Source organism: Actinoplanes sp. NPDC049548, from assembly GCF_040676695.1.
Classification (GTDB): domain Bacteria; phylum Actinomycetota; class Actinomycetes; order Mycobacteriales; family Micromonosporaceae; genus Actinoplanes.
Genome location: NZ_JBFAPM010000004.1, coordinates 23,096 through 48,810 on the forward strand (window position 1 = coordinate 23,096; position 25,715 = coordinate 48,810).

General features: G+C 69.8%; 20 protein-coding genes. 5 read left to right on the top strand and 15 right to left on the bottom strand.

Features of this window, described 5'->3' with window-relative positions; genetic code table 11:
• Nucleotides 1-3: 3 nt before the first annotated feature.
• Nucleotides 4-1,209: a glycoside hydrolase family 18 protein gene (locus tag AB0J80_RS09950; RefSeq protein ID WP_364702702.1), complete on the top strand. Its 1,206-nt coding sequence runs from the start codon at nt 4-6 to the stop codon at nt 1,207-1,209.
• On the opposite strand, the gene AB0J80_RS09955 is transcribed toward AB0J80_RS09950, so the two are convergent.
• A complete protein-coding gene (locus AB0J80_RS09955) occupies nt 1,206-1,991 on the bottom strand; it encodes a LamG-like jellyroll fold domain-containing protein (RefSeq protein WP_364702705.1) in 786 nt (261 codons plus the stop codon). The genes AB0J80_RS09950 and AB0J80_RS09955 overlap by 4 nt on opposite strands.
• A gap of 135 nt (nt 1,992-2,126) precedes the next feature.
• On the opposite strand from AB0J80_RS09955, the gene AB0J80_RS09960 reads away from it, so the two are divergent.
• Together AB0J80_RS09960 and AB0J80_RS09965 are read left to right on the top strand one after the other, a co-directional pair.
• Nucleotides 2,127-2,621, top strand: a complete 495-nt coding sequence (locus tag AB0J80_RS09960) for a sigma-70 family RNA polymerase sigma factor (protein ID WP_364702707.1) — start codon at nt 2,127-2,129, stop codon at nt 2,619-2,621.
• Nucleotides 2,621-3,382, top strand: coding sequence for a hypothetical protein (locus AB0J80_RS09965; protein ID WP_364702710.1), 762 nt, complete (start codon nt 2,621-2,623; stop codon nt 3,380-3,382). The genes AB0J80_RS09960 and AB0J80_RS09965 overlap by 1 nt, the downstream gene beginning before the upstream one ends.
• A 58-nt stretch (nt 3,383-3,440) precedes the next feature.
• Here AB0J80_RS09965 and AB0J80_RS09970 read toward each other — a convergent pair whose 3' ends face one another.
• The gene (locus tag AB0J80_RS09970; RefSeq protein WP_364702713.1) at nt 3,441-3,821 is read right to left on the bottom strand and encodes a peptidase inhibitor family I36 protein; all 381 of its coding nucleotides are present in this window, start codon (nt 3,819-3,821) and stop codon (nt 3,441-3,443) included.
• Nucleotides 3,822-3,991: 170 nt separating this feature from the next.
• On the bottom strand, nt 3,992-4,861 hold the full coding sequence (locus AB0J80_RS09975; RefSeq protein ID WP_364702715.1) for an aldo/keto reductase family oxidoreductase: 870 nt from the start codon (nt 4,859-4,861) through the stop codon (nt 3,992-3,994).
• A gap of 126 nt (nt 4,862-4,987) precedes the next feature.
• Here AB0J80_RS09975 and AB0J80_RS09980 point away from each other — a divergent pair, with 126 nt between their 5' ends.
• Nucleotides 4,988-5,437, top strand: coding sequence for a helix-turn-helix domain-containing protein (locus AB0J80_RS09980; protein ID WP_364702717.1), 450 nt, complete (start codon nt 4,988-4,990; stop codon nt 5,435-5,437).
• A gap of 179 nt (nt 5,438-5,616) precedes the next feature.
• Here AB0J80_RS09980 and AB0J80_RS09985 read toward each other — a convergent pair whose 3' ends face one another.
• Nucleotides 5,617-6,933, bottom strand: a complete 1,317-nt coding sequence (locus AB0J80_RS09985; RefSeq protein ID WP_364702719.1) for an NAD(P)/FAD-dependent oxidoreductase — start codon at nt 6,931-6,933, stop codon at nt 5,617-5,619.
• Between the two features lie 63 nt (nt 6,934-6,996).
• On the opposite strand from AB0J80_RS09985, the gene AB0J80_RS09990 reads away from it, so the two are divergent.
• On the top strand, nt 6,997-8,799 hold the full coding sequence (locus tag AB0J80_RS09990; protein ID WP_364702722.1) for a glycoside hydrolase family 15 protein: 1,803 nt from the start codon (nt 6,997-6,999) through the stop codon (nt 8,797-8,799).
• Between the two features lie 3 nt (nt 8,800-8,802).
• On the opposite strand, the gene AB0J80_RS09995 is transcribed toward AB0J80_RS09990, so the two are convergent.
• From AB0J80_RS09995 to AB0J80_RS10045, 11 genes are all read right to left on the bottom strand, one after another.
• Nucleotides 8,803-9,708 carry a sporulation protein gene (locus AB0J80_RS09995; protein ID WP_364702725.1) on the bottom strand — a complete coding sequence of 302 codons (906 nt, stop codon included), beginning with the start codon at nt 9,706-9,708 and terminating at the stop codon, nt 8,803-8,805.
• 9 nt (nt 9,709-9,717) lie between these two features.
• Nucleotides 9,718-11,031, bottom strand: coding sequence for a hemolysin family protein (locus AB0J80_RS10000; RefSeq protein ID WP_364702727.1), 1,314 nt, complete (start codon nt 11,029-11,031; stop codon nt 9,718-9,720).
• A 193-nt stretch (nt 11,032-11,224) separates the two neighbouring features.
• Nucleotides 11,225-11,569 (bottom strand): hypothetical protein, encoded by a 345-nt coding sequence (locus AB0J80_RS10005; RefSeq protein ID WP_364702729.1) that lies wholly within the window; start codon nt 11,567-11,569, stop codon nt 11,225-11,227.
• Nucleotides 11,559-17,999, bottom strand: a complete 6,441-nt coding sequence (locus AB0J80_RS10010) for an RHS repeat-associated core domain-containing protein (RefSeq protein WP_364702732.1) — start codon at nt 17,997-17,999, stop codon at nt 11,559-11,561. Before AB0J80_RS10010 ends, AB0J80_RS10005 begins: the two co-directional genes overlap by 11 nt.
• A gap of 100 nt (nt 18,000-18,099) precedes the next feature.
• The gene (locus AB0J80_RS10015) at nt 18,100-20,931 is read right to left on the bottom strand and encodes a LamG-like jellyroll fold domain-containing protein (RefSeq protein WP_364702735.1); all 2,832 of its coding nucleotides are present in this window, start codon (nt 20,929-20,931) and stop codon (nt 18,100-18,102) included.
• A gap of 280 nt (nt 20,932-21,211) precedes the next feature.
• The gene (locus AB0J80_RS10020) at nt 21,212-22,837 is read right to left on the bottom strand and encodes a putative PEP-binding protein (protein ID WP_364702738.1); all 1,626 of its coding nucleotides are present in this window, start codon (nt 22,835-22,837) and stop codon (nt 21,212-21,214) included.
• Nucleotides 22,830-23,102, bottom strand: a complete 273-nt coding sequence (locus tag AB0J80_RS10025; RefSeq protein ID WP_364702741.1) for an HPr family phosphocarrier protein — start codon at nt 23,100-23,102, stop codon at nt 22,830-22,832. Before AB0J80_RS10025 ends, AB0J80_RS10020 begins: the two co-directional genes overlap by 8 nt.
• Nucleotides 23,099-23,545 carry a PTS sugar transporter subunit IIA gene (locus AB0J80_RS10030; protein ID WP_364703673.1) on the bottom strand — a complete coding sequence of 149 codons (447 nt, stop codon included), beginning with the start codon at nt 23,543-23,545 and terminating at the stop codon, nt 23,099-23,101. Before AB0J80_RS10030 ends, AB0J80_RS10025 begins: the two co-directional genes overlap by 4 nt.
• Before the next feature lie 2 nt (nt 23,546-23,547).
• Entirely contained in the window at nt 23,548-24,300 is a 753-nt protein-coding gene (locus AB0J80_RS10035; protein WP_364702744.1) for a hypothetical protein, read from the bottom strand.
• 14 nt (nt 24,301-24,314) lie between these two features.
• Nucleotides 24,315-24,635 (bottom strand): PTS lactose transporter subunit IIB, encoded by a 321-nt coding sequence (locus AB0J80_RS10040; protein WP_364702747.1) that lies wholly within the window; start codon nt 24,633-24,635, stop codon nt 24,315-24,317.
• A gap of 1 nt (nt 24,636) precedes the next feature.
• A complete protein-coding gene (locus tag AB0J80_RS10045) occupies nt 24,637-25,623 on the bottom strand; it encodes a PTS mannitol transporter subunit IICB (RefSeq protein WP_364703676.1) in 987 nt (328 codons plus the stop codon).
• Between the last annotated feature and the right edge of the window lie 92 nt (nt 25,624-25,715).

The window sequence follows — 25,715 nt, forward strand, 5'->3', positions numbered from 1 at the left end:
CGCGTGCGGGTCGTACCCGTTCTCGTCAGCATGGTCATGCTGCTCGCCGGCTGCTCGGCGCCGCCGCCCGCGACCGCTCCGCCGCCGTCGTCGTCGCCCGCAACGGCCCCCCTGGTGGTCGCGTACTTCACCGACTGGGGCGTCTACGGCCGCAACTACCAGGTCCGCGACGTCGACACCAGCGGCGCGGCCGACCGGCTCACCCACCTCGTGTACGCCTTCGGCAAGGTCACCGGCGGCGGCTGCACGACCGGCGACGCGTGGGCCGACCTGCAGAAGCCGGTCGCCGCCAAGGACAGTGTGGACGGCGCCGCCGACACCCCGGACCAGCGGCTACGCGGCAACTTCGGTCAGCTGCGCAAGCTCAAGCAGCGGCACCCGCGGCTGCGGATCCTGTGGTCGTTCGGCGGCTGGACCGGCTCGAAGGGCTTCACGGAGGCGGCGAAGGACCCGGCCGCCTTCGCCCGCTCGTGCGCCACGCTGCTGCGCGACCCCCGCTGGGCGGGACTCTTCGACGGCATCGACCTGGACTGGGAGTACCCGAACGCCTGCGGCCTGACCTGCGACAAGAGCGGTCCGGATGCGCTCGCCCGGCTGCTGTCCGCGCTGCGCACCGAGCTCGGCCCGGAAGCCCTCGTCACGGCCGCGGTCCCGGGCGAACGAGGCAAGCTCACCGCGACCGACTATGCCGCGGCGTCCCGGCCGGCGACCTGGCTCAGCGCCATGACCTACGACTTCTTCGGTACGGGCGACACGCCGGGCCCCACCGCGCCGCACTCGCCGCTCACGGCGTACCCGGGAATTCCGCGCGAGACGGCGACCACCGACGCTGCCGTGCGCGAACTGATCGGCCTGGGCGTCCCCCGCACCAAGATCCTGCTCGGCGTCGGTTTCTACGGCCGGGGCTGGGCCGGAGTGACGGCGGCGGCCCCCGGCGGCCGGGCGAGCGGCGCCGCGGCGGGCAGCCACGAGAAGGGCATCGAGGACTACGACGTCCTGCGTGAGACCTGCCCGCCGACCGGCACCGCGGGCGGCACGGCCTACGCCCTCTGCCGCGGCCAGTGGTGGAGCTACGACACCCCCGAGACGATCAAGACCAAGATGGCGTACGCCCGCAGCAACGGCCTGGCGGGCGCCTTCGCCTGGGAGCTGTCCGGCGACACCCCGGACGCGCAGCTCCTCACGGCGATGGCGACGGGCTGGTCCTAACCGATCCGCACCCAGACGTCGTCGATGATGCCGTGGAACTGGTCGTTGTCGGAGTAGGCACCCTTGCCCCCGATGCTGAGCGGCCGGCTGTTGGCCACCGAGAGCTTCGCGGAGATCACCCGGCTGCCCCGGACGGCGCCGTCCACCACCACGGTCAGCGCGGTGCTGGTCCGCCGGCACTCGACGGTGTGCCAGCTGCCGTCGGCGACCGAGACGGTGCTGCGCACGATCTTGATACCCGGGTTGGCACCGACCAGCACGCAGCTCGGCCGCCCCGCAGCCCCGTCGACCTGCAGCTTCCACTGGCTGCTCTCGGTCGAGTAGCCCTTCTGCACGATGTTCTGGCCCTTGCTCGTCTGGCTCGCCGCCAGCAGCACCGAAGCCCCGAACGAGATCGCCCGCGTGCCGGGGTTGAGGCTCGCCGAGCTGGGGCTCTGCAGGGCGGCGTGCGGGCAGCTGCCGGTGCACTTCGCCGGGAACCGCAGCGCCTGGCCGCTGCGGTGCGGGACGGCCCGGACCGTGCCGCCGTTGCCGGCGATCAGCCGTAGCGTGTGCCCGTTGCCGGAGTTGTCGGGGATCGAGCTCGACCGGCCACCGTCGAAGTCGTACCGGGCGACGACGGTGCCGCTCACCGCCCGGGCCGCCGCGGTCACGGCAGCCGCTGCCCGGACCGCGGCGGCATGCGCTCCTGCCGGTGCCGCCTGGGCCCCGAGGGGTGCGGCGAGGGCGCCGGTCAGCAGGGCGGCGAGGGTCAGCGCGAGGACGGTACGACGAGATGCCATGCCCGAATTATTACCTGTGAACGGGTATGGGGACGTTCATTGCCCCTCTCCGCCGCAGCAGCAGAGGACCCGATGCAACCCATCGTCCACACCGGGCGTCAATGTCCCGACGGACGACGACAGGGGATCTCGTCGATGCGTGATGCCGGGGAGTTCGATGTGTTCTACCACGGTACGGCGGGCAGAGTGTTCGGCCAGCTCTACCTCATGACCGGCGATCGAGCCGACGCCGAGGACGCGGTAGCCGAAGCCTTCTTGAGGGCCTGGGAGAGATGGGAGACGGTACGGGAGTCCGACTGTCCCGAGGCGTGGGTGCGCCGGGTCGCGTACCGCATCGCGGTGAGCAACTGGCGCAAGGCGGTCAACCGCGTCAAGGCGCACTACCGGGGAGCGACCAGTGACCGGATCGAGGCCACGAGCCCGGACCACGTCGCGATCGTGCAGGTCCTGCGGCAGATTCCGGCCGACCAGCGGCGAGCCATCGTCCTGTTCCACCTGCTCGGTCTGAGCGTTCAGGAGGTCGCCGAAGAAGTCGGCGCACCGACCGGCACGGTCAAGGCGCGGCTCGCCCGGGGGCGCCGGGCGATCGCCGACCTGCTCACCGACGTCGATCACGCCGTGGAGGCGTAGTGCCCGAGATAGAGCAGCTTCTGACGACCGCCATGCGCGACGCCGTGGAGTCCGCGCGACTGTCCAGTGCGGCGGACGTCCGCCGGCGAGCGGCTCACCGTCACCGCCGACGGGTCGGCGCGGCCGTCTGCGGCGTGGTGACCGCGTGCGCGGCGGCGATCGGCGTGGCGTCACTGTGGCCGATGAGCTCCACCGACTCGGTGACGACGCCGTCGCCTCCGGCCGTCTCCACCACAGCCGGACCTGCACTGCCGCGCCAGGGTGGCGGCGTTCAACTCTCGGACACGAGTCTCTCGCCGAGCCGCGCGTACGAGCTGGTGCCGGTCATCGGCGGCAGATCCCGCGACGACTTCTCCCTGACCGCCGGCGACGATGCCATCGCGCTCTCCGGGGCGAGAACGCGCTCTCACTTCCTGGTGGCGTCGCCTCCCCTTCGTCATCCGCTGTGGATGGTCCGTCTCGATGAGCTGCAGGGGAACCGCTGTCTGGCGCTGACCGGAAACGCCTTGACGCTTCGCTCCTGCGTTCTGTCGGACAGCGCCGTGCAATGGCATCTGTATCCGGCGGGAAAGGACGACAAGGGACGAGACGCTTACGTGATCGCCGCCGGGATCGACCTGTACGGGAATGGACAGTTGCGCTATCTGGCCTGGGATCCGCAGAATGGCGGCCGGGCGACGGTGATGCCGGCCGCGGACTACCCGAACGCCTCCGTCGCCTGGACGTTCGCCGATCGGGGCGCGCCCCTTTCCCCGAACTGAAAAACCGCCACGGCGGCCGCCGGAGAAACCGGTGGCCGCCGCGATGCCGGTCCCTGCGTCAGCCGCAGGCGTCGTTGTTGATCTTCAGCGACCGCGTCCGATCGTTCATGTCGTAGGACCGCAGGTCGGCGATGGCGCTTCGCACGCACACGTGCCGTCCGCTGTACCCGTTGCTGACGTAGATCCGCGCCGTCCGGGTCGAGTTGTTGATGACCGAGCTGCCCCGGTCGTCGATCGAGTCGGGAAGATCCGAGACGCTGCCGTCGCTGGCCCGCCGGACGTACGGCTGTCCCCCGTAATTGATATCCGGGTAGATGCAGACGTATCCCGAGGGACACGCGATCGCCGCTTCGGCGGCCGAGGAGGTGCAGACCACCATGAGCCCACCCACGGCGACCGCCATGGAGGCGGAAACCGCCGAACGACCCCATCTGTGCATGACTTCTCCTTCCAATGTGAACAACGCCGACGTCATCGATGACTCGTCACATTGACGCCCGTTGAACACACCGGGTTGCAGCAGTCCGCGCCGAATTCGTCGCCCTTTCCAGGCTCTTCAGTTGCGGGTGCAGCTGAGGCCGCCCCACTCAGCCGACGAAGTGGCGCTGTTCAGCGGGCGATGCGGTCGAGCACGGCCACGTCCTCCGCGGACAACGACAAGCCGGCGCCGGCGATGTTCTCGTGCAGGTGGGCGGTGGACCTGGTGCCGGGGATGAGCAGGATGTTGGGCGAGCGCTGCAGCAACCACGCCAGGGCGACCGCCATCGGGGTGGTGCCGAGCCGGGCAGCGACGGTGGAAAGCTCCTGCGACTGAACAGGGCTGAACCCGCCGAGGGGGAAGAACGGCACGTAAGCGATGCGATCACCGGCGAGGGCGTCGATGAGGTCGTCGTCGTGGCGGTGCGCGAGGTTGTACATGTTCTGCACGCACACAATCGGGGCGATACGGCGGGCCTCGGCGACCTGACCGGCGGTGACGTTGCTCACGCCCAGATGGCGGATCAATCCCTGCTGCTGGAGCTCGGCCAGGGTCTCGAACGCTTCGGTGATCGACCCGGGCTGGGTGCCCTGGGCGTCGCCCATCCGCATGTTCACCAGATCCAAGATCTCCACGCCGAGGGTCTGCAGGTTCTCCTGGACCTGGCGGCGCAGGTCCTCTGGCCGGCGCGCGGTGGGCCAGCCGCCCTGGGCGTCCCGGTCGGCGCCGACCTTCGTGGCGATGAGCAGCGAGGCAGGGTAGGGGTGCAGCGCCTCGCGGATCAGCTCGTTGGTCACGTGCGGGCCGTAGGCGCCGCTGGTGTCGATGTGAGTGATGCCCGCCTCGACCGCCGCACGAAGCACTTCCACCGCGCCATCGTGGTCCGCCGGTGGCCCGACCACCCAGGGGCCGGCGAGCTGCATGGCGCCGTAGCCGAACCGGGTGACCGTGGAGTCGCCCAGGTTCCAGGTGCCGCCGGGAAGGGTCGTAGATGCGCTCATGCGGTGCTGCCTCTCGTGTCGTCAGAGGCTGGTATGCCCGGCCCCGGAGGCCAATACTGGAGCGGCCACTCCCCTACGGGAAGTAGGCACCCTGCAGTGCGTTACTCCCCGACGAGAGGCACAGTGGTGGCAACAACAACGAAAGCCGCTGAGCGAGCGCAGACGCAGCTGGAGTACAACGCGTTCCTCGCGGTCTGTCCCAGCCGGCAGCTGCTCGACCGGATCTCCGACAAGTGGGTCGTGCTCATCTTGTGCGCGCTCGGCGACAACAGGACCGAAGAACCGGCTCCGCCGGATCAGTCGCCGGCGAGCCCGCGGACGATGCGCTACTCCGAGATCGCTCGCTTGATCGCCGGCGTCAGCCAGAAGATGCTGACCCAGACGCTGCGCGCCCTCGAACGCGACGGCCTCCTCACCCGAACAGTCATACCGACCGTCCCCGTCACCGTGACCTACCAGCTGACCGACCTCGGCCTCTCCCTCCACGCCATGACCCGAGCGATACGAGACTGGGCACAAGACCACATGGACGACGTACTTGCCCACCGCGCCGAACACGACGTGCCCGCCGGCTGACCGCGCGGCCCACACGAACAGGGCCCACCGGGTTCTCCACCGACACCGGCCACCGGCACGATCACCGCGTCGACGTCGCCACCGACTCCTCGGTGTCGACCTCCCGGTCGATAAGAAACCGCGCCATGAACGTCGGCTCCTCCACCGTCAGATCCCCCATGCGCGCGGGGCGACCGGCCTCAGCGCACCTTGGTGAGGCCGGTGTCCGGCAGGGCCTGCGGGAACGCGCTGTCCAACGGCACCGCCGTCGCCGACACCAGCCCGAGCTGAACCCCCTGGCGCGGCAGCAGGGCGTCCAGCACCCAGTCCGCCGCTACCCGCACCCGGTTCCCCGGCATGGAGAGCAGGTGATAGCCCCGGGTGACCACCTTCGCCGGCAGCCCCTTGAGGGGCACGCCGAGCGGGTTCGCCGCCGAGTCCAGGCCGCCGAGGTCGACCACGAAGCCCAGGTCATGGTGCTGGTACGCGCGCCGCCGCCCCCGGCCGTACGAGGCGGCGATGTTGTGCGCGACCGTCTTGCCCTGGCGCGTGGCGTGCTGGGCCGTCATGCCGGTGATCTCGCCGGGGCGGGTGAGGTCGGGGACCGCCGCCGCGTCGCCGCAGGCGTACACCTCGGGGCGGGAGGGGACGTTGAGGAACTCGTCGACGACCAGCCGGCCCTGCTTGGTCTGCAGCCCGAGGTCCGCGACGAGCGGGTCGGGGCGTACGCCGACGCACCAGATGAGCGAGCGGGTGGGCACGAAGTCGCCGTTGCTGAGGTGCACACCGTCCGGCGTCGCCTCCTTGACCGAGCTCTTGAGCAGCACCTCGACGCCGCGCTGCCGGAGCACGTGGTCGGCGGCGCGGGCCAGACGCTCGTCCAGCGAGGGCAGCACCCGGTCGGCCGTGTCGATCAGCAGCCAGCGGGGACGGCCGCGCAGGCCGGGGCGGTTGCGGGTCAGCGCCTCGGTGAACAGCACACCTTGCGCTGCTACCTCCGTACCCGTGTAACCGGCCCCGACCACGACGAACGTCGAACGTGCTTCGCGTTCGCCGGGGTTCTCGGCGGTGTCCGCCATCTCGATCTGACGGGTGATGTGGTCGCGCAGGAACAGCGCTTCCGGGATGCCGCGGAAGCCGTGCGCGTACTCGGTGACGCCGGGCACCGGCAGGAGCTTGTTGACGCTGCCGGCGGCGATGACCAGCCGGTGGTAGCTCACGCTGCCCTTGCCGCCGTCAGGGTCGCGGTAGGAGACCGTCCGCGCGCTGAAGTCGAAGCCGTCGGCCTCGCCGAGGATCACCCGTACGCCGGGCAGCGCCGCGGCGAGCGACACGGAGACCCGTCGGGGTTCGAGGATGCCGGCGGCGACTTCGGGCAGCAGCGGCAGGTACAGGAAGTAGTCGGTGGGGTTGATGATGACGATGTCGGCGGCGCCGCGGGACAGCCGGCTGAGCGTCCGGGCGGTCTCGAAACCGGCGAAGCCGGCACCGACGATGACGATCCGAGGACGGGCCATTCTGCGACGCTACCGCGACTCAGAATGTGACAGCAGGGGTTCTCGAGGGTACGTAACACGCTCATGGCGCTGCCCATCGAGGACTACGCGATCATCGCCGACACCCAGACCGCGGCCCTGGTGGGGCGGAACGGGTCGATCGACTGGCTGTGCGTGCCGCGGTTCGACTCCGGCGCGATCTTCGCAGCGCTGCTCGGGAACGAGGAGAACGGGCACTGGACCATCGCCCCGGCCGGCGAGGTGACGGCCACGCGACGGCGGTACCGGGACGAGACCCTGGTGCTGGAGACCGAGTTCGAGACGGCCGACGGGGTCGTCCGGCTCATCGACTTCATGCCGCCGCGCGGCGAGGCGCCCGACCTGGTACGGATCGTCGAGGGGGTCCGCGGCGAGGTCCCGATGACCATGCACCTGCGGCTGCGGTTCGACTACGGCAAGGTCGTGCCGTGGGTCTACCGGGAGCAGGGCGACCTGGTGGCGGTCGCCGGGCCGGACGCGGTGTGGCTGCGTACGCCGGTCGAGACCCGCGGGGAGAACATGTCCACCCGCGCGGACTTCACCGTTCGTCCCGGCGAACGTACGTCGTTCGTCCTGACCTGGCGCCCGTCGCACCTGCCACCGCCGGAGCCGATCGACCCGGCCCACGAGCTGGGCGCGACCGAGGGTTACTGGCGGGGCTGGGTGTCCGCCTGCACCTACGAAGGCGAGTGGCGCGACGCCGTCGTCCGGTCGCTGCTCACCCTGAAGGCCCTCACGTACGCGCCGACCGGCGGCATCGTCGCCGCGGCCACGACGTCGCTGCCGGAGAAGCTCGGCGGCGTCCGCAACTGGGACTACCGGTTCTGCTGGCTGCGCGACGCCACGATCACCCTGCAGTCCCTGCTCTACTCCGGCTTCCAGAGCGAGGCGCTGGCCTGGCGCAAGTGGCTGCTCCGGGCGATCGCCGGCGACCCCTCCGAGCTGCAGATCATGTACGGCGTGGCCGGCGAGCGCCGCCTCGACGAGTACATCGCCGACTGGCTCACCGGCTACGACGGCAACCCGGTCCGGATCGGCAACGCCGCCGCCGAGCAGTTCCAGCTGGACGTCTACGGCGAGGTGATGGACGCCCTGCACCAGGGCCGGCGCTCGGGCCTGAAGGCCGAGGACCCGGCGTGGGGCCTGCAGGTCAAGCTCATGAACTTCGTCGAGCAGCACTGGACGGAACCGGACGAGGGCATCTGGGAGGTGCGCGGCGGCCCGAAGCACTTCGTGCACTCGAAGCTCATGGCGTGGGTAGCCGCCGACCGCGCGGTCAAGGCGGTCGAGGACTTCGGCCTGCCCGGCCCGGTGGAACGCTGGGCGGCCCTGCGCGACGAGATCCGCGAGGACATCCTGGAGAAGGGGTACGACAAGAAGCGCCGCACGTTCACCCAGTTCTACGGCTCGGAGGAGCTGGACGCCGCACTGCTCATGGTCCCGCTGGTGGGCTTCCTCCCGGCCACCGACGAACGCGTGGTCGGCACGGTCGAGGCGATCGAGCAGCACCTCCTGCAGGACGGCTTCGTCCAGCGCTACACCCAGCACCCCGGCACCGACGTCGACGGCCTGCCACCGGGCGAGGGAGCCTTCCTGGCCTGCACGTTCTGGCTCGCCGACAACTACGCACTGATGGGCCGGCACGAGGAGGCACGCGAGGTGTTCGAACGCCTCCTCGCCCTGCGCAACGACGTCGGCCTGCTCTCCGAGGAGTACGACCCCGGCGCGGGCCGGCTGGTCGGCAACTTCCCGCAGGCGTTCAGCCACGTGCCGTTGATCGACACCGCGCGTACCCTCACGGACGCCATGGCCCCCACCGAGGCCCGGGTCCGCGAGGGCCTGAAGTGAGCGTCAGTCGTCGTCCTCGAAGGCGTCGAAGACCTCGTCCATGACCTCACCCGCGACGTAGCCGGCCGCCAGGCCACCCACGACACCCGCGGCCACGCCACCCATCCCGGCGCCGTGGTGCCCGTGGCTGTATCCGTGGCCGTGGCCGACCGCCGGCATGCTCTCCCGGATCCAGCCGTCGACGACCTCGGCCCAGTCGACCGCGTCGGCATCGGCGTGCGGGACGGTGTAACGCCCGTACGAGTCGTGGCCGCCGCCGCGCTTGTCGAACTCCAGCACCACCTCGACGGCGTGCGGGTTGGTGACGAACGTCAGCTCGACCTCGTTCATGCTGTGCGCGTACTGGGCCGGCGGGTAGTACTCGATCTCCTGGTAGAACGGCAGCGTCTGGTGCACGCCCACGATCTGGCCGTACTCCAGGTCGGCGTGCTTGAAGCCGAAGCCCAGCCGGGCGAAGGCCTCGAGGATGCGCTCCTGCAGGGGCAGCGGATGCACCGAGACGGGGTCGAGGTCGCCCTTGTCGACGGCCTTGGCGACGGCCACCTCGGTGCGCACGCCCATCGTCATGCCGTGCAGCCGCTGCCCGTAGACGGTGGTGATCGGCGTCTCCCACGGCATGAGGAACTCGAACGGCAGCGACATCCGTTGCCCCTCGGCGAGACGCATCGGCCCGCTCACACCGACCCGATGGAACTCACCGCGGGCGGCGTACTCCCCACTGCCGCCCTCGACCTCGACCCGGGTGACAAGCCCGAGGGTCACGTGTTCGATCTCCACGTCGTGGTTCCCGCCCACCAGGTCGACGTGGCCGCTCAACGCCCCACCCGGCACAGTGTCCGAACTGGTCAGCACGGTGTCGACACTCGGCCCGCCCACCCCGAAAGCGCCCAGCATCCTCTTGAAACCCACGAACGCCCCCTACCCAGGATCGTCAGACCGGGCAGAAGCTAACAAGTCCGGCTGAGTGGTGGCTGAGAGTGCGCGCAGCCGTACGCCCGTGATCGCCCGCCCGGTCACCTCGGTGACCTCGGCGCTGTGCCCGTCCAGCTCGACGACCTCCCCGGGCTCGCTCGGAATGTGCCCGAGCCGCGACAGCACGAGCCCGGCCACGGTCGTGTAGCCGCCCTCGAGCCCTTCGACGTCGACACCGATGTCCGGCAGATCGTGCATCGGAAACGTCCCGGGCAGCAGCATCGCCCCGTCGTCCTCGTGCACCACCGCCCGCACATCCCGATCCGTCTCGTCGTAGATCTCGCCGACCACCTCCTCGACGAGATCCTCCATCGTCACGATCCCGACGGCGGTGCCATGCTCATCCACGACAAGCGCGAACTGCTGACGCTGCATCCGCATCTGATGCATGGCGTCGGAGACCTTCAACGTCTCGGGAAGAAACAACGGCTCGAAAACGTACGCGATGACGGGACCGTCCACATCGACCAGCTCCCGCAGATGCACCACCCCGAGCACATCATCGAGCCCCAACGGCCCGGTCACCGGCGCCCGCGAATGACCGGCGGCCACCAACTGCCGCAACGCCTCCTCCGCCCGCATGACCGCCGGCACCGTGACCACGTCCCGCCGCGGAACGACGATCTCCCGAAGCGTCCGGTCGGCGATCTCGAACGCGCCACTGATGATCGTTCGTTGTTCGGCGGAGAACCCCTCCTGAACGGCGACGATGTCCCGGATCTCCTCGCTGGTCACCTTCTCGCGAGCAGCCTCCGGATCGCCACCGGTGACCCGCACGACCGCGTCGCTGGTCTTGCCGAGCAGCCAGACCGCGGGCCGGGTCAGCTTCGCCAGCAGATCCAGCGGCCGGGCCACCGCCAGAGCCCACCCCTCGGCGCGCTGCATGGCGATGCGCTTGGGAGCGAGCTCCCCGATCACCAGCGTGAAGAAGGTGAGCACGATGGTCACGGTGACGATCGCCGCCGGCTCGGCAGCGCCGCCGAGGAAGCCGAGCGGCCCGATCAGAGGCTGAGCCAGCGACACCGCGGCGGCGGCCGAGGCGAGGAAGCCGGCGAGGGTGATGCCGATCTGGATGGTGGCGAGGAAGCGGTTCGGGTCGCGGGCCAGGCGGGCGAGGGTGGCGCCGGTGCGGGAGTCGCGTTCCAGGCGTTGGAGCTGGCTCTCGCGCAGGGAGACGAGCGCCATCTCGCTGCCGGCGAAGACCGCGTTGAGCAGAACGAGGATCACGACGAGCGCGATCTGCCATCCATAGCCACCCATCCGCAACCCATACCCAGATCAGGGCGGCGCAACGCCCGGGTCAGTGCGGCGAGCCACTACTGCGATGTGGGCCGGGATCAGACGGCGATCGCAGAATGCCCTCCAAGCGGCCTGCGCAAGCGATCCGGCCGGCTACCGCGAGCAGGGCATCCCCGGTCCATTGCGCCCGGAGCGGCGCAGCCCCGGCGCATGGTCAATCCAGGTCGGGCTCCAAACCCGCGAAGGTGTGCCGCAGCTCGTCCTTCTCAATGAGCTTCCGCACGAGCTCGACGATCTCGTCGAGCCCTCCTCGCCTCATCACGACAAGGTCATGGGACTGGAAGTACCGACCGCCCAGACATTCACCCGTAGCCTCGTGTCCACGCATGACCTTGTCGAGCGCGGCAAGCGTGAGGATGGTGGCAGCGAATCGAGATCCGTCAGGATAGGTGACCAACGCGTCAACGCTGTCGAGCGTTGCCTCGTCGTCCTCAACACCCAGAAAGAGCGTGAGAACTGCTCCACCCAGATCAATACGACGCAGCGCATCATTTGCCATAGAGATCCTGAAGCCTTCCGATCACTTTGTCTTCGTTCGCCTTGCTGGACTTACCGACCACCTGAATACCATCGTCGGTATTGCGGAAGAAGAGCCGCGCACCGTTACGGCCGCGCGCGTATCTTACATCGGTTGTTCCTGGGAGGGCCTTCGAACCGAGACCTGGATTCGTATTTCCCTTCTCCAGCTCTTCCTGCAGATGCTCCATCTCGCGCTTGACGGCCTGATTCTTCGAAGCTTTCTTGGCTTCGCGACTGAGCAGGGCGTCGTCTTCGACGACGGACGAGGTTTTGTTGGTCGGCGTCTTGGAAGCCTGTGAGGCTCCATTCGCCGCAGATCCTCCCGGACCTGTCGCTTGATTGTTCCAGTGCAGGTCGCCGACGTGATTGCTGAGGTTTATGGCGCCGTGCCCGATCGCCATCACCCCACCGCCGATGGCGACGGCGCCGAGCGCCATGGCCGGGATCGCTACGACCGAGGCGGTACCCCCACTTCCGACTTCGCCGACGAGACCTGCTGCGAAGAGTGGAGCGCCGGCTTCGAACGCCACGCCGCCGAGGGCCATCTCGCCGAGGTCGATGGCGATGTGGCCGAGGGTGTCCTGGTTCTCGTGAACCCATTCCATGGACCGTTGCCAGCCCTCGCAGACCCACGAGAAGGCGCCGCACTTCTCGTGCTCCTGGACTGTCGGCACGGCGGCGACGACGTTGCCGCTGGAAGAGCCGGCGCCGTTGTTGCCCCCGTTGTTGCCGCTGTTGTCGTCTTTGCTTCCGCCAGGACCGCCGGTACTGCCGCTGCTGCTGCCCTCATTGCCGGTGCAGGCGTACCCGCCGCCGGTCGTGCAGTCGACCGGTCCCAGCGTGAGGCCGGTCGGGTCGGTGAAGCTGATCGGCGTGTTGTTGGCGTAGGAGTACGGGTTCCACTGCTGCGGGTCGCTCAGGTCCATCACCGGGTCGACCGAGATGAACCTGCCCAATGCCGGGTCGTACTCGCGGGCGCCGAGGTGGGTCAGGCCGGTGTTGTCGCGGGTGCCTCCCACGAAGCCCTTGTCGCCGGCCCAGGCGGACGGCTTGGTGCCTCGGTCCTCACCGAACGGCATCGTGCGCCGCCGGGTTACCTTCAGGTCGCTGGAGACCGTGGCGGTGGCGGTTCCCTGGTGGTCGTTGACCAGCCAGGTCAGCGCGGTCGGGGTGCGCACCGCGATCGTGGAGCCGCCGTGGCTGTAGTACCGGGTGCCGACCGCGTTGCCGGTCTTCGGCTTGCGGATCTCCAGGCCACCCGGCAGGTACAGGGTGGCACCGGTGGGGTCGCGACGGATCAGCCGGGCGCCGTCGGCGTCGTAGGTGTAGCTGGTCGTGCCGCTGGCGTCGGTGCTGGTGGCGGTCCTACCTTCGTCGTTCCAGGACAGTGCCTGGCTGCCGGCTCCCGCGGTGCCGTCGGCCCCACAGACGTTCGCGGTGGTGCCGGCCGGGCGGCACAGCGTGTTACCCGAGGCGTCGTAGGCGTACTGCAGCGTGGTGGTGCCGGCGGTCACCGAGGTGACGGCGTGCGGCTTGCTGCCGCTGCCGCCGCCGGAGGCCGGGTACGCGTAGCTGCGGATGGTGTTGGTGGTCTGGTGCACGACTTCGGTCTTGCGGTTGCCGGAGGGGTCGTAGGTGTAGGACCGCCAGTACGACGCGGGTCCGCCCACGGCACCCGCGGTGACGGTGGCCGGGCAGGTGGCGGTGTTCTGCGACCACGCCTCGGTGAGCCGGTTGAGGTGGTCGTACTGGAAGCATTGGGTGTCCGCCGGCTGACCGCCGTCCGGGGTGTCGGTGATCGAGGTGATGGTGCCGGCGTCGTTGTACTTGTAGCTAAGGTTGTAGACCTCGTCCTTGAGCTCCGGGACGGCGTTGAACGTCGTCCGGCGGTGCGTCGTGTCGTCGAAGCCGTAGGTCAGCGCGACGCGGGAGCCGTGTTCGCCGAGGTTCTGGCCGATGAGCTCGTCGAACTGGTTGTAGACGATCTCCTGGGCGTAGATCTGCTTGCCGACCAGCCCGTTGGGCAGGCCGATCGTGTTGAACAGCGTGGCGAGCGTCTCTGCCGGCAGGCCGGCGACCGCCGGGGTGGTGACCTTCTCGATCGTGCCGTTGGGCCGGTAGCCCAGCGTCTGTGTGAACGTGCAGGGGTTGGTCTCCCCGGAGACGCACAGCCCGCTGTCCGTGGAAGGGATGGTGACCGAGGTGCCCTTCGGCCGGCCCGCGCTGTCGTAGCCGGTGGTGGCGGTGACGTATGCGGAGGCCTTGCCGTCCTTGTCGTACTCGTAGCGGGTGGCGCTGGTCTGCTTGCCGATGCCCTTGTCGAGGGTGTCGTAGGTCCATTCGGCCAGCTTGCGACCGTTGGCGGCACCCTGACGTTCGGCGATTTTGCGGCCGACGTCGTCGTAGTCGAAGAACAGGGCCTTGCCGCGGGCGTCCTTGGTCCAGCTCAGTTGCCCGAGAGCGTCGTAGCCGCTGGTCGAGGTGCCCGCGTCGGGGTCCTCGGTGTAGGTCTTGTGGCCGCGCAGGTCGTACCGGTATTTCCAGGTGTTGTTGCCTGGGCCGGTGACCGAGGCGATCTCGTCGCGGTTGGTGTAGCGGTAGACGGTGCGCTCGAAGGTCGTCGCGTCGTCGCTGCCGACCTTGGCCCGGTCCTTGTACTGGCGCAGCTCGGCGAGGTTGCCGCGAGCGTCGGTGATCGACGTGGTGGCGGTGCCGCCCTTGGGCGGGGTGACGCTGGTCTTCTCCCCCGCGTAGCTGGTGTGGGTGCGCCACGCCTCGTCGCCGTTGACCGTGAAGATGGCGTCGGTGAGACGGCCGGCGGCGTCGTAGATGTTGGCGGTCAGCGCCGGGATCTCCGGGCGGTGCACCGGGGTCACCAGCGTGGTGTTCGGCGCGGTGTTGTCGATGTCGTAGTACGGGTTGCTCGTCCACTCGACCAGACCGCGCGAGTTGTAGACCGTGTCGACCACGGCCCGGCCCCCGGCGATGGTTTGGGTCTGCACCTGCCGCACCCGCAGCATGCCGTCGTACAGCGCGATCGTCGTGCGGTAGATCTTGGAACCGGCCGGCATCAAGTTCTTGGTGACGACCGTGCTGGGCGCGTCCTTGCGCAGGTTGTAGGTGTAGCTGACCGACGGGTCGCTCTTGAACGTCGCACGGTCGCGGCCCGGAGCCCAGACCGCGATCAGGCGGCCGTCGCCGTCGTAGGCCGACTCGGTGACCAGGCCATTCGCATCAGTGACCTTCACCGGTACGGCCAACGCCGGGTTGAACGTCTGCGTCGCCGACTGCCCCAGCGCGTTGGTCACCTTCGTCTGCGTGACCGGACCGCCCGTCGCCGGGGTGAACGCGGTCGTGGTCACGTGTCCCAGCGCGTCGGTCTGCTTGACGGCACGCCCGAGAGCGTCGTAACCGGTACGGCTGGCGTTGACGAATGCCGGGGTGTCGCCGTCGAAGTGGTCCACCTGCACCGCGCGGACCGGCAGGCCCCGGGTCGGCGGGGCGCCGTAGGTGTCGGCGTCGTCGTAGTACGTGCGGATGTCGCTGAGCACGTCCTTCGTACCGCTGTCGACTCCGCAGCCGGCCCCGGTGATGACCTTGCGCTTGACCCGGTCGAGCATCCAGGTGTCGGCGTTGCGGGCGTACTCGATGCGGGTGCACCGGTCGTCGTCGCCCTTGGCCTCATCACCGAGGTCGTTGACCTCGGAGATCTGGTTGTCGTCGTTGACCTTGGTGACGGTCTGCGTCCAGCGGGTCGCGCCGGTGGAGAGCCGGCTTCGCTTGCGTTCCGTCTCGACGTGCGTCTTCCAAGCCTTCAGCGGGCCGGCGGTGGCGGTGGGACCCTGCGCGACGGGCGTGCTGAGGGTTCCGCTGATCCACTCGGTGCCGTTGTAGTCGATCTGCTCGCGGAGCATGCCGGCGAACGCCTCATGGTCGGTGACCTTACCGCCGAAGGAGTCCTCGACCTGCACACTGCGGGGCGTGCCCTTGGGCGGCAGGGCGCCGTCGACAGGCTGCGGGTCGCCGTTCATGCCGCGGAAGTAGCGGTACTCGGTGACCGTCTGCGGCTCGTCGTCGACGCCGGTCCGGATCCGCACCCGGCCGTAGCCCCGGAACTGGCCCCACGTGCGCTTCTTCGGCTTGACCAGGGTCGAGTTGTCGTACGCCCACGCCGGGCTGTCGAGGTACTCGTAGTTCGTCTGCTGGTGGTCGAAGCCGCCGGTGTTGTCGTACACGTCGACGCGGGTGACGACGTACTTGTTGAACCAGTCGATCTTCGCGTCTTCGCCCTCGGCGGCGTAGTACTGCGGGAAGCAGCGCTTGGTGTTCGCCCACGGCTTGGGCAGCGTGATGGTGTCGCACTCGGGCTTGGAGTACGTGACGCCGATCTGCGCGCCGGACTCGGTGGTGATCGTGTCGATCCGGCTGCGGAACAGGCTCGAGTGCCCGTTGGGGGTGTCGACCCGGTTGGGCATGACGTCCGCGTTGGGGTTGAACACCACGGCGGGGTCGGTCACCGCCGCGCCGCCGGCACTGGCCACATGACCCGTGTGGGCGATGCTCTTCAGCCACATCGGCGTGCTCTCGTTGCCACCGGCCTGCAGGTAGACCTGCGACAGGGCGTAGCTGTCGACGGTGGTGTAGTCGTCTCCGCTGCCGGCGTACACCTGGGTGCGGATCTGCTTGAGCCGGGTGTTCGTCCAGAAGGTCGGCGAGAACTGCGACTCGCAGGGCGCCTTCTCGCAGTACTGGTCCCACGGCGTGTCCGGGAAGCGCTTGGCGATCGGCTTGTTGTCGCCGGTACGGCAGGTGCCGATGCACCGGTCCGCGGTGTCGAACAAGACCCGGTTGACCGGGTGCACCGTGGCGGCGTCGTCGCTGCGGCTGCCGTACTCGGCCCTGGTCAGGTAACCGGCGCGGTCGTAGGTGATGCGCTTGTCCTTGTCACCCTCACGGGCGTAGGCACCGGTCTCCTTGGCGTAGAAGTACGTGATGGTGTTGTGGTTCGGGTCGACGGCGTAGTCGAGGTTCCACCGCCAGGCCCGGGTCACCCGGGACTTTGCGAAGTCCTTGTCGTAGCCGGGCTCGTCCGGGTGGTTGCTGAAGACCGGAAGAGTCCACGTCGACTTGGTCTCCTCGCCCGAGGAGGAACCACCCGTGGCCTTGCCACGCCCGAAGTAGTACTGGGTGCCGTCGACGGTGGTGACCCGCCAATAGGTCTTGTCATCGTCACCGTTGCTCACGTCGCCCTTGAGCTGCTCGATGCGCGAGCCGTCGTCCGCCACGCCGCGGTAGCGCACGTTCGTGTCGCCGGGCCCGCTGTCCGTGTCGGCGTCCTTCACCAGCTCGGTGGAGGCACCGTTGAACGACATCGTCGCGTTGTCGTCGAACCAGCACTGGTCGTCGCCGTACACGTCCTTGTTGTTGGGCTCCTTACCGCCCTGCTCACCCTTGTCGTCGGAACACGAGCGGTAGCTGCGCTCGATGTAGCCGGGCTCGAGCGACCAGCCGTCACCGATCCACGAACCCTGAGTGTTGTTACCGGAGGTGCGCCCGTCGATCGACGCCGAGGAGTAGCTCAGCTTCAGGTCGGGTGCCACGCCGCCCGGTGGCGGCGGCGTCTTGATCGGGTACGACCACGCGAAGGCACCATTCTGCTGCGACACCTGCCAGGTCGAGGCCGCCGTCAGCGTCGTGGCCTTGTAGTCGCCGTTCTCACCCGCCGGTGCAGCCGCGAGGGCGAACGACGAGGTGGCGCCCGCCGCCGCAAGCGAGACCGTCGCGGTGACCGTGCCGGTGCGCGGATCGTTCGTGGACGGCACTGGTCGACCGTCGGTAAGCCGGACCAGCCTCAGCCGGTCGAGGGCGTCGCGGCTGAAGGAACCGGCGACCGCCCGGTAGTCGACGGCGAGCTTGGCCTGCCCGGCCTTCTTCACGCCGTCGGCGCGGGCGACACGGACGACGAGCCCGCGGACGCCCAGCTTGCCGGCTTCCTTCCCGCCGAGCGTGCTCACCCGGACCTTGCTCACCGCGCTGCCACGGTCGCGGGACGCGGGCGACTGAGCGGCAGAGGAAGCCGCTACCGAGGCGATGGACAGACGCAGCTTGCCGGCTTGGACGCGGCTGCTCTTCTGCGGCGTCAGGGCGATCGTCTGCTCGGCCGACGCCACCTCCGGGTCGGGCGGCAGGTCGGCCTCGGTGAGCTCCTTGGTGCCGGCGGTGTACTCCGGCTTCGGCTTCGCCACCACCGGAGTGACCTTGATGCCCTTGACATCGGTCGGCTGGGCAGCCGTTCCCGCCGCGGCTGCCGCCGGGCCGGTCGGCAGTTGACCCACGGCGCTGACGGCGAGCGTTATGACGAGCAGTGCCCGTAGCAGCCGTGCCCGCGAGGTTGCAGAGTTCGCCGTCACACCAGTCTCCTTCAGCCGCCCGTTACGGCGGTTCCCCGTACACCGGCCCGGACCGGCTTGATCACTGAAACGTCACGTAGCTGCGGCGGCCTGGTGGCCGTCACTCGTCGGGCAGGTCCTCGGTCTGCGCCTTCTGGTAGATCTCCTGCTCCGGCCAGACGCGCGGGGTCGCGTGGACCTCGTCGATCCGGCCCACCCACCGCTGGCTCGGGCCGGCGTTCCAGCCGCGGCCGATGGCGAACCGGCCGGTCGCCTCCCAGGTCGCCGTGCCGGCCTTTTCGGCCAGCACGCCGTCGGCGGTCGGGATGCCGTTGACGTAGAGCTGGATCCGGTTGAGTGCGGGGTTGACGATGCCGACCAGGTGCACCCAGCTGCCGGCCTCGACGTAGCTTGCGGTGCACGCATCGGTCGTGGCGGCGTTCGCCGTGTCGGTGGCGGCGACCGTGAAGCACCAGGCCGGGTCCTTAGCGCCGTCGCCGTCGATGTCGAGGTCGGCGCGGTAGCCCAGCCGGAACATCGAGGTGTTCTTGCCGTCCTGCGACACTGCGACCTGGTTACCGGCCGGCAGCGGCGACGGGATGTCGGGCTGCTCGTCATCCGAGGGGTTCTGCTCCTGCTCGGGGTCGTCGCCCGTGCCCGGCTCCGGTTCCGTTCCCGGGTCCGTGCCGGGCTCGTCACCGTCGTCGGCGGCGGCCGGCGCAGCGGGCAGCTGCACCCATGCGGCCACGGTGAAGCCGGCCGGGGCGAGAGTGTTGAACACCGTGGCCGACGTCGTCAGCTCACCGGTCCCGGCGAAGGAAGCAGCGGATTCGCCTTCCTTACCGGTCTCGGTCCAGGTGACTCCCGTGCCGGAGACGGTGCCGGGACGGTTGTTCTCCGGCGCCGAGGCGGCAGTCGTGCCCGCGCCTTCATCCAGCGACCAGTACCAGGCCTCCCCCACCGGTTTGACCTTGAACACGTAGTCCACGGCCCCGGAAAGGTTGCCGGCGGTGTCGATCGCCTTGACCCGCAGCGTGTTGACCAGGTCCTTGGTCGGCGTGATGGTTCGCTGGATCACGCCGCTGGCCGGCGGCGCGATCTGGGTCTCCCTGCCGCCGTTGAGCGCGTACGTGTAGGTCTTGACGCCGTCGGACGAGCTGCCCGGGCTGAAGGTGAAGGAACCGGGGACACCTGGTTCGCCGTTCCACCCGGTGGGCTTGTAGATGTCGCTGGTGACTTTCGGGTTCTTCGGGTTCGTCGTGTCGACTTTGAAGCCGAACCAGTCCGACAGGGGGCCGCATTCGTAACTGTCACAGGCCCAGCCGCGCCAGTAGTACTGGCCGTCCTTGAGATCGGTCTTGAGCGTCCATCCGCGGGAGCTACCGGCCGTTATGCCGGTCATCGTCTTGTTGGAGGTCGTGATCCGGGTCTTCTTGTCGCTACTGAAAACCTCGTACTCGTAGCGCAGCTTGCCACCGTCGGCATCGGCTGCCTTCATGGTCAGCGTCGGCCGCTTGGTAGAGGTGACCGCGGTGCCGCTTCCGCAGGCGGCATAGCAGGGGCTGAAAGCCAAGCCTCCCGGCTTACCCGGCTTGTGGTTGTACTCGATGTCCAAGTACGCCGAGTCCGGCTTCAACTTCTTCCACTGGTACTCATCCGACTCACTCTTCGCCCGAAACGCGAGTGTGATCGTCCCGGAGTTCTTCGTGGCGGCATCCTGGAACGCGCTCTTGACCGCCGTCTGCGCGAACCGGACCTCGTCGTTACCCTTCGGACAGGCACTCTTGTTCGCCGTGGCCTTGACCTCGCCAAGGACCTTCCACCACTTGTCCTTCGTGCTGTTCCACGTGACCGCAGCGGACTTGTCGATCCAGTTCGTGCGCCACAGCTGGAACGGCGACGGCGAGCAGTCCGCGCTGTGCTGCACGTTGACCAGCACCGCGGCCTTCTTGATGCTCGAGCCCTTCAACTTGGTCACGTCGAACTGCACCAGGGTGCGCCAGTCATCGTCGGAAGAGCTGTGCCACAGCTGACCCGAACGCATGTCGTCACGAGTGGCCTCATCACTCCAATACGACTTGGAAGGGTTCTTCCGGCTGACGTGCGTCCAGATCTCCTTACCACCGGCGAAGCCCGGATCGATCGACACCGGGAACACCGTGTGCGGATCGGTCAGCATCGCCTGCGACGGCACCACGGTCAGTGAGTCCGCGTCGAGCTGCACCGACAGGTCCTCGGTCCGTCGCGGCTCAGGATCCTGCGGCAAGACCGGCGCCGACGGCGTCTCGGCGAGGAGACGGCCCTTCTTCGCCACCGGGGCCACCGGCGGTTGCGGCTTGTCCCACATTCGGGCCCCGTCGGAGACCAGGACCGGCTCGCCTGCCGCCGTCCTGGCGGTGATGAAGCCGTCTTTGTCCCGATGCACGGTGACACCTTCGGCGGCGAGGCCGAACTCCAGTCGCCGCAGCTCCGCGTTGGCCGCGGCGGCGGCGGTCTTGACGACCAGGACCTCGCTGAACGAGTCGACATGGGCGGTGAGCCGCAGGTCGACGCCCGGCAGCACCTCGGGGTAGGTGGCGGTCGGCCCGGACAGCACCGGCGTCGGCAACGTGCCGGGCCAGGACATCGCCAGCGAACGGCCGTCCCGCACCACTGTCAGCATGGGACCGTCGCCACCGTTGGAGAACCGCACGTCCAGGGTCGTGGCCTCGGGCACCACCCCGCCGTCCGACACCTTGAGATCAGCGTTCACCGGGACCCAGTCCGCGCCCTGTCGCACGCGAATCGGGGAGGCGTACTGCCGGGTCCGCATCGTTCCATCCGGCAACGCGAACGTGTCCGACGACTCAGTGCGCTCCGCAAGAATCTCGACGGGCTTGCGGGACTTCCACGCAAGGTGCATCGCCGTCGCCTCGTCGGCAGCCTCCGTGGGCTCCGGCGCCGGCACAGCCACGACCGGCTGCTCAGCGTGAGCAGGCCGATCGACATACGTCACGGCGGCCACGGCCGTAAGACCGACAGCCAGTGCCGCGATCGCGCGGCTGCGGCCGAAGGTGGACAGGCTGCTATCGCGGCCGACCGGCCGCCGGACATGCGTCATCGATGCTCCCCCGTGAGCTCGGCGATGCCCCGGGACCATGTGCTTCCCGGCAAGATCGCCGCCGGCCGACACCGTATAGAGGAGTTGCTATTTCACGCAAGACCGGTGGGGGCGGAACGCGCGAAATCACCGCCTAAACATCCGGCACCGCGGCCCTCGCCGCCGCCGGGTCGCTCGCGGCCAGCGCCTTCTGCGCCGCCGCCCGGCATTCCTCCAGCGTGTACGCCCCCAGCGCCGCCCGCACCCCCGGCACCGCCGCCGGCGACATCGACAGGCTCGTCACTCCGAGCCCCGCCAGCACCACCGCGAAAGCCGGATCCGCCGCCGCCTCCCCGCACACCCCGACCGGCCGTCCCACCGCGGCCCCCGCCGCCGCGCACAAGGCGATCAGCGACAGCAGCGCCGGCTGCCACGGGTCCAGCAGATCCGCCAGTTCCCCGCTGCGGCGGTCGGCCGCGAACGCGTACTGGCTCAGGTCGTTGGTGCCGACGCTGAGGAAGTCGACCACCTGCAGGATCTCCGCCGAGCGCACCGCGGCCGCCGGCACTTCGATCATCACGCCGACCGTCGGCAGGCCCGCGTCCCGGCACAGCGCCGTGAACTGGGCCGCTTCCGAGACCGTGGTGACCATCGGGGCCATCACCGCCACCCGGGCCGTCGAGTTCTGGGCTGCGGCTGCGATGGCGGCGATCTGGGTGCGGAGGATGTCGCCTCGGCGGCGGGCCATGCGGAGTCCGCGGATGCCCAGGGCCGGGTTGGGTTCGTCGTGTTCCCGCAGGAACGGCAGGGGTTTGTCCGATCCCGCGTCCAGGGTGCGGACCACGACCTGCCGGTCCGGCATGGCCGCGAAGACCTCGGCGTACGCGTCGACCTGCTCGGTCAGCGTGGGTGGGTCGATGTGGTGCTGGAACAGCAGTTCGGTGCGGAACAGGCCGACGCCTTCGACCGCGACGCCGTCGAGCTCGGCGGCGCCGCCGATGTTGGCGAGCAGGGCGATCGGGTGGCCGTCGGCCGTGCGGCCGCGCAGGTCTGCCGGCTCCGTGGGGGGCGGGGCGGGGCGGGGGTCCGGGACGCGGGCGGTGAAGCCGAAGGTGACCCGGCCGGCCGTACCGTCGACGGTGACGATCGTGCCGTCGGCGATGTCGAGGGCTCCGCCGCAGGCCACGACCGTCGGGAGGCCGCGGGCGCGGGCCAGGATCGCGGTGTGGCTGACGAAGCTGCCCGCCGAGGTGACGACGGCCAGCACCCGGGACGGGTCGAGCAACGCCGCGTCGGCGGGTGCGAGGTCCACCGCGACCAGGACGAAGGGGCAGCCCGGCTCGGGCAGGGTGGGCATCGGCTGGTCGAGGCAGTGTGCCACCACCCGGTCGCGCAGGTCGTCCAGGTCGGCGGCGCGGGCGGCCAGCAGACCGCCCGCGGCCAGCAGCGCGGAGCGGTGTTCGGCGAGGACCGCCGCGACCGCGTGGGGGGCTTCGAGGCCGGCGCGGACCGCGTCGGTGACGCCGGCGCGCAGGGTCCGGTCCGCGGCCAGGGCCGCCTGCACGCGCAGGATCTCCGCGGCGGTGCCGTCGGTGGCGGCAGCGGCACGCATGCCGATGTCGTGGCAGACGGCGTCGATGGCCGCGTACGCGCGCCGCACCTCCGCGCCGGGGTCGGTGACCGGCCGGGGCGCGGGCAGCCGGGGCGGGTCGGCCAGCCGGTACGCGGGGCCGGTGGCCGTGCCGGCGCTGACCCCGAGGCCGCGGAGCAGCTCAGGCACCGGCTACGTCCAGGTCGGTGGCGAACAGCCCGGCCAGCCGGTCCAGGGCCGCGGCCGCACCCTCGCCGTGGGCCTCCAGGATCAGCTCGGTGCCGCAGAGCGCGCCGAGGGTGAGCAGGGCCAGCACGCTGTCGGCCGGGACCGGTGGCCGGTCCAGGGTTCTCACGGTCACCGGCACCGGCAGCAGCGCGGCGGCCACGGCGATGCGCGAGGCCGCGCGCATGTGCAGGCCCGAGCGGCCGGCCAGGAGAACCGTACGGATCATGGCTCGTCGTCCTCCGCCTGCAGCATCTCGACGACGGACGCCGGATCCTCGGACTCGCGCAGCGCCTTGGCCCGCAACGGGTCCATCAGGATGCGGGCGAGGGCGGCCAGGAGCTCCACGTGCCCGTCACCGCGGGCGGCGATGGCTACGCAGACCGTGACCGGGTTGCCGTCCCAGTCGATGCCGTCCGGGAAGCGCAGCACGGCCAGCGAGTCGCGGCGCACCAGCGCGCGGGACATGTCGAGGCCGTGCGGGATCGCCACACCTTCGCCCACGTACGTGGACATGGCCCATTCGCGGTCGAGCATCGCCTCGCGGTAGGCGGGGTGGACGGCACCGATCTCCTCGAGGACGTCGGCGCACCGGTGGATGGCGGCCACCCGGTCGGGGGCCCGCTCGTGCAGCCTGACGGCGGCCACGTCGAGGACGGGGCGGAGCTTCATGGTCATCCGGCAAGCCTTACGAGCGCACGTCCCAGCACGCCGTCATTGTCGTCGGGATCCCAGGTGACCACCAGTGCGGGTGTGCCGCCGGCGCCGGACTCGGCCACCATCCTCGTCGCCCGCAGGCTCGCGACGGCGTTGGTGACGATGAGCAGGCCGTGCACCTGCTGGTCGGCGAAGACGTGCTGAGCTGCGGCAACGGCGGCGTCCTGGAGCTGACCGGAGTCCACGTAGCACAGCGAGACGCCGAAGAGCCGGTGCATCACGCCGGCGAGCAGATTGCTGCCGTGGTCGCCCGGGACCCAGTGCAGACCGGCGGCGGTGCGGCGCAGGGACTCGATCACCCTCTTCTCGTACGCGACCCGCCGCAGGTCGGACAGGCGCACCGGATCGAGCACGTCGACCAGGCGCCGGCGCTGGGGGCCGGGCATCGCGTCGAGCAGCATCGCGAGGTTCTCGGACGTGACCTGGTCCAGCTGCGGGCGGGCACGCGTCGCGGGCAGGGCGGCCATCACCGCAGCGGCCTCGGCCAGCGGGAGCAGGGCCAGCTCCGCGGCGAGCCGGGCGTCGTCGAGATGACTGAGCAGGGCGGCGCGCCGGTCCGGATCCGCGGCGACGAGCAGCTTGGCGATGAGCCGGCCGTCCATCGCGGCCAGCAGGGCGTCGATCCGGTCCCGGGGCATGGCGAGGAGGACGCCGACCGCGCGCTGCGGCGGGGTGGCGTTGAGCATGGTGACGACGTGTTCCGTCGGCATGGCGCCGAGCACGGTCAGCTCCCCGTCGTGCCGACGACCACGCCACCCTGTTTGACGGCGGCCACGACGCGCGCCACCTCCGGGTCGCCGAGGAACATCCGGAAGCCGACCACGACCGCGCCCGGCGCGCCGGCCCGGGCCCGTTCGGCGAGCCCGGTCTGGCAGAGCACCACGTCGGCGTCGGCGGGAATGGCCGCGACCGGGTGGTGCTCGACCGTCACCGGCAGCTTGCGCAGCTCGCGTTTCAGCTGGGAGGCGAGCATGACGCTGCTGCCCATGCCGGCGTCGCAGGCCACCACCAGTTTGCGGACGCGTCCGCCGTCGATGCTGCTCACCTCAGATGCCTTCCTCGTCGCGTGCCAGCCGGCCGAAGCCGAGAAGCAGGGAACCGACCACGAAGGACACTCCGGCGGCGACCACCACGCCGGCCAGCACCCCGAAGTAGTCACCGCGCGGGGTCTCGGCGAGGTAGGCGAAGATGCTGCCCGGTGACGGGGTCGCCACCAGCCCGACGCCGGTCACCATGAACGTCATGATGCCGGCGGCACCGCCGCAGATCGCCGCGAGCACCATGCTGGGCTTCATCAGCACGTACGGGAAGTAGATCTCATGGATGCCGCCCAGGAACTGGATGGCCATCGCCGCGGGAACGCTGGGGCGCAGCGCCCTGGGGCCGAAGCACAGGTACGCGAGCAGGATCCCGAAGCCCGGCCCCGGGTTCGTCTCGAGCATGAACAGGATCGACTTGCCGCTGTCGGACGACTCGGCGATGCCCAGCGGCCCCAGCACGCCGTGGTTGATCGCGTTGTTGAGGAACAGCACCTTCGCCGGTTCGATGAGGAACGCCGCGCCGGGCAGCAGGTGGTGCTGGACGAGGAAGCGGACGCCGTCCCCGGCCGCCTCGGTGAAGACGCGCATGACAGGGCCGATCGCCAGCACGCCGGCCAGCGCCGAGAGGCCCGCGACGATGCCCGCGGAGAAGTTGTCGACGAGCATCTCGAAGCCGGGCCGGATCCGGTCGGCGAAGAGGCCGTCCACGAGCTTGAGGGCGTACGCGGCCAGCGGGCCCACGATCATCGCGCCGAAGAACATGGGCGAGTCGGAGCCGACGACCAGTCCCATCGTGGCGACGGCGCCGACGACCGCGCCCCGCTGGGCGTGCACCATGCGGCCGCCGGTGTATCCGATGAGGACCGGCAGCAGCACATGCGACATCGGGTCGATGAGGGCGGCGAACTTCTCGTTCGGCAGCCAGCCCTTCTCGAAGAACAGAGCCGTGATGAGGCCCCACGCGATGAACGCGGCGATGTTCGGCATGACCATGCCGGCCAGGTAGCCGCCGAAGCGCTGCACGCGTGCCTTGACGCCGGTGTCCTGGGCAGCGGGCGCGTACAGCTCTGCCACCTGAGAGCTCC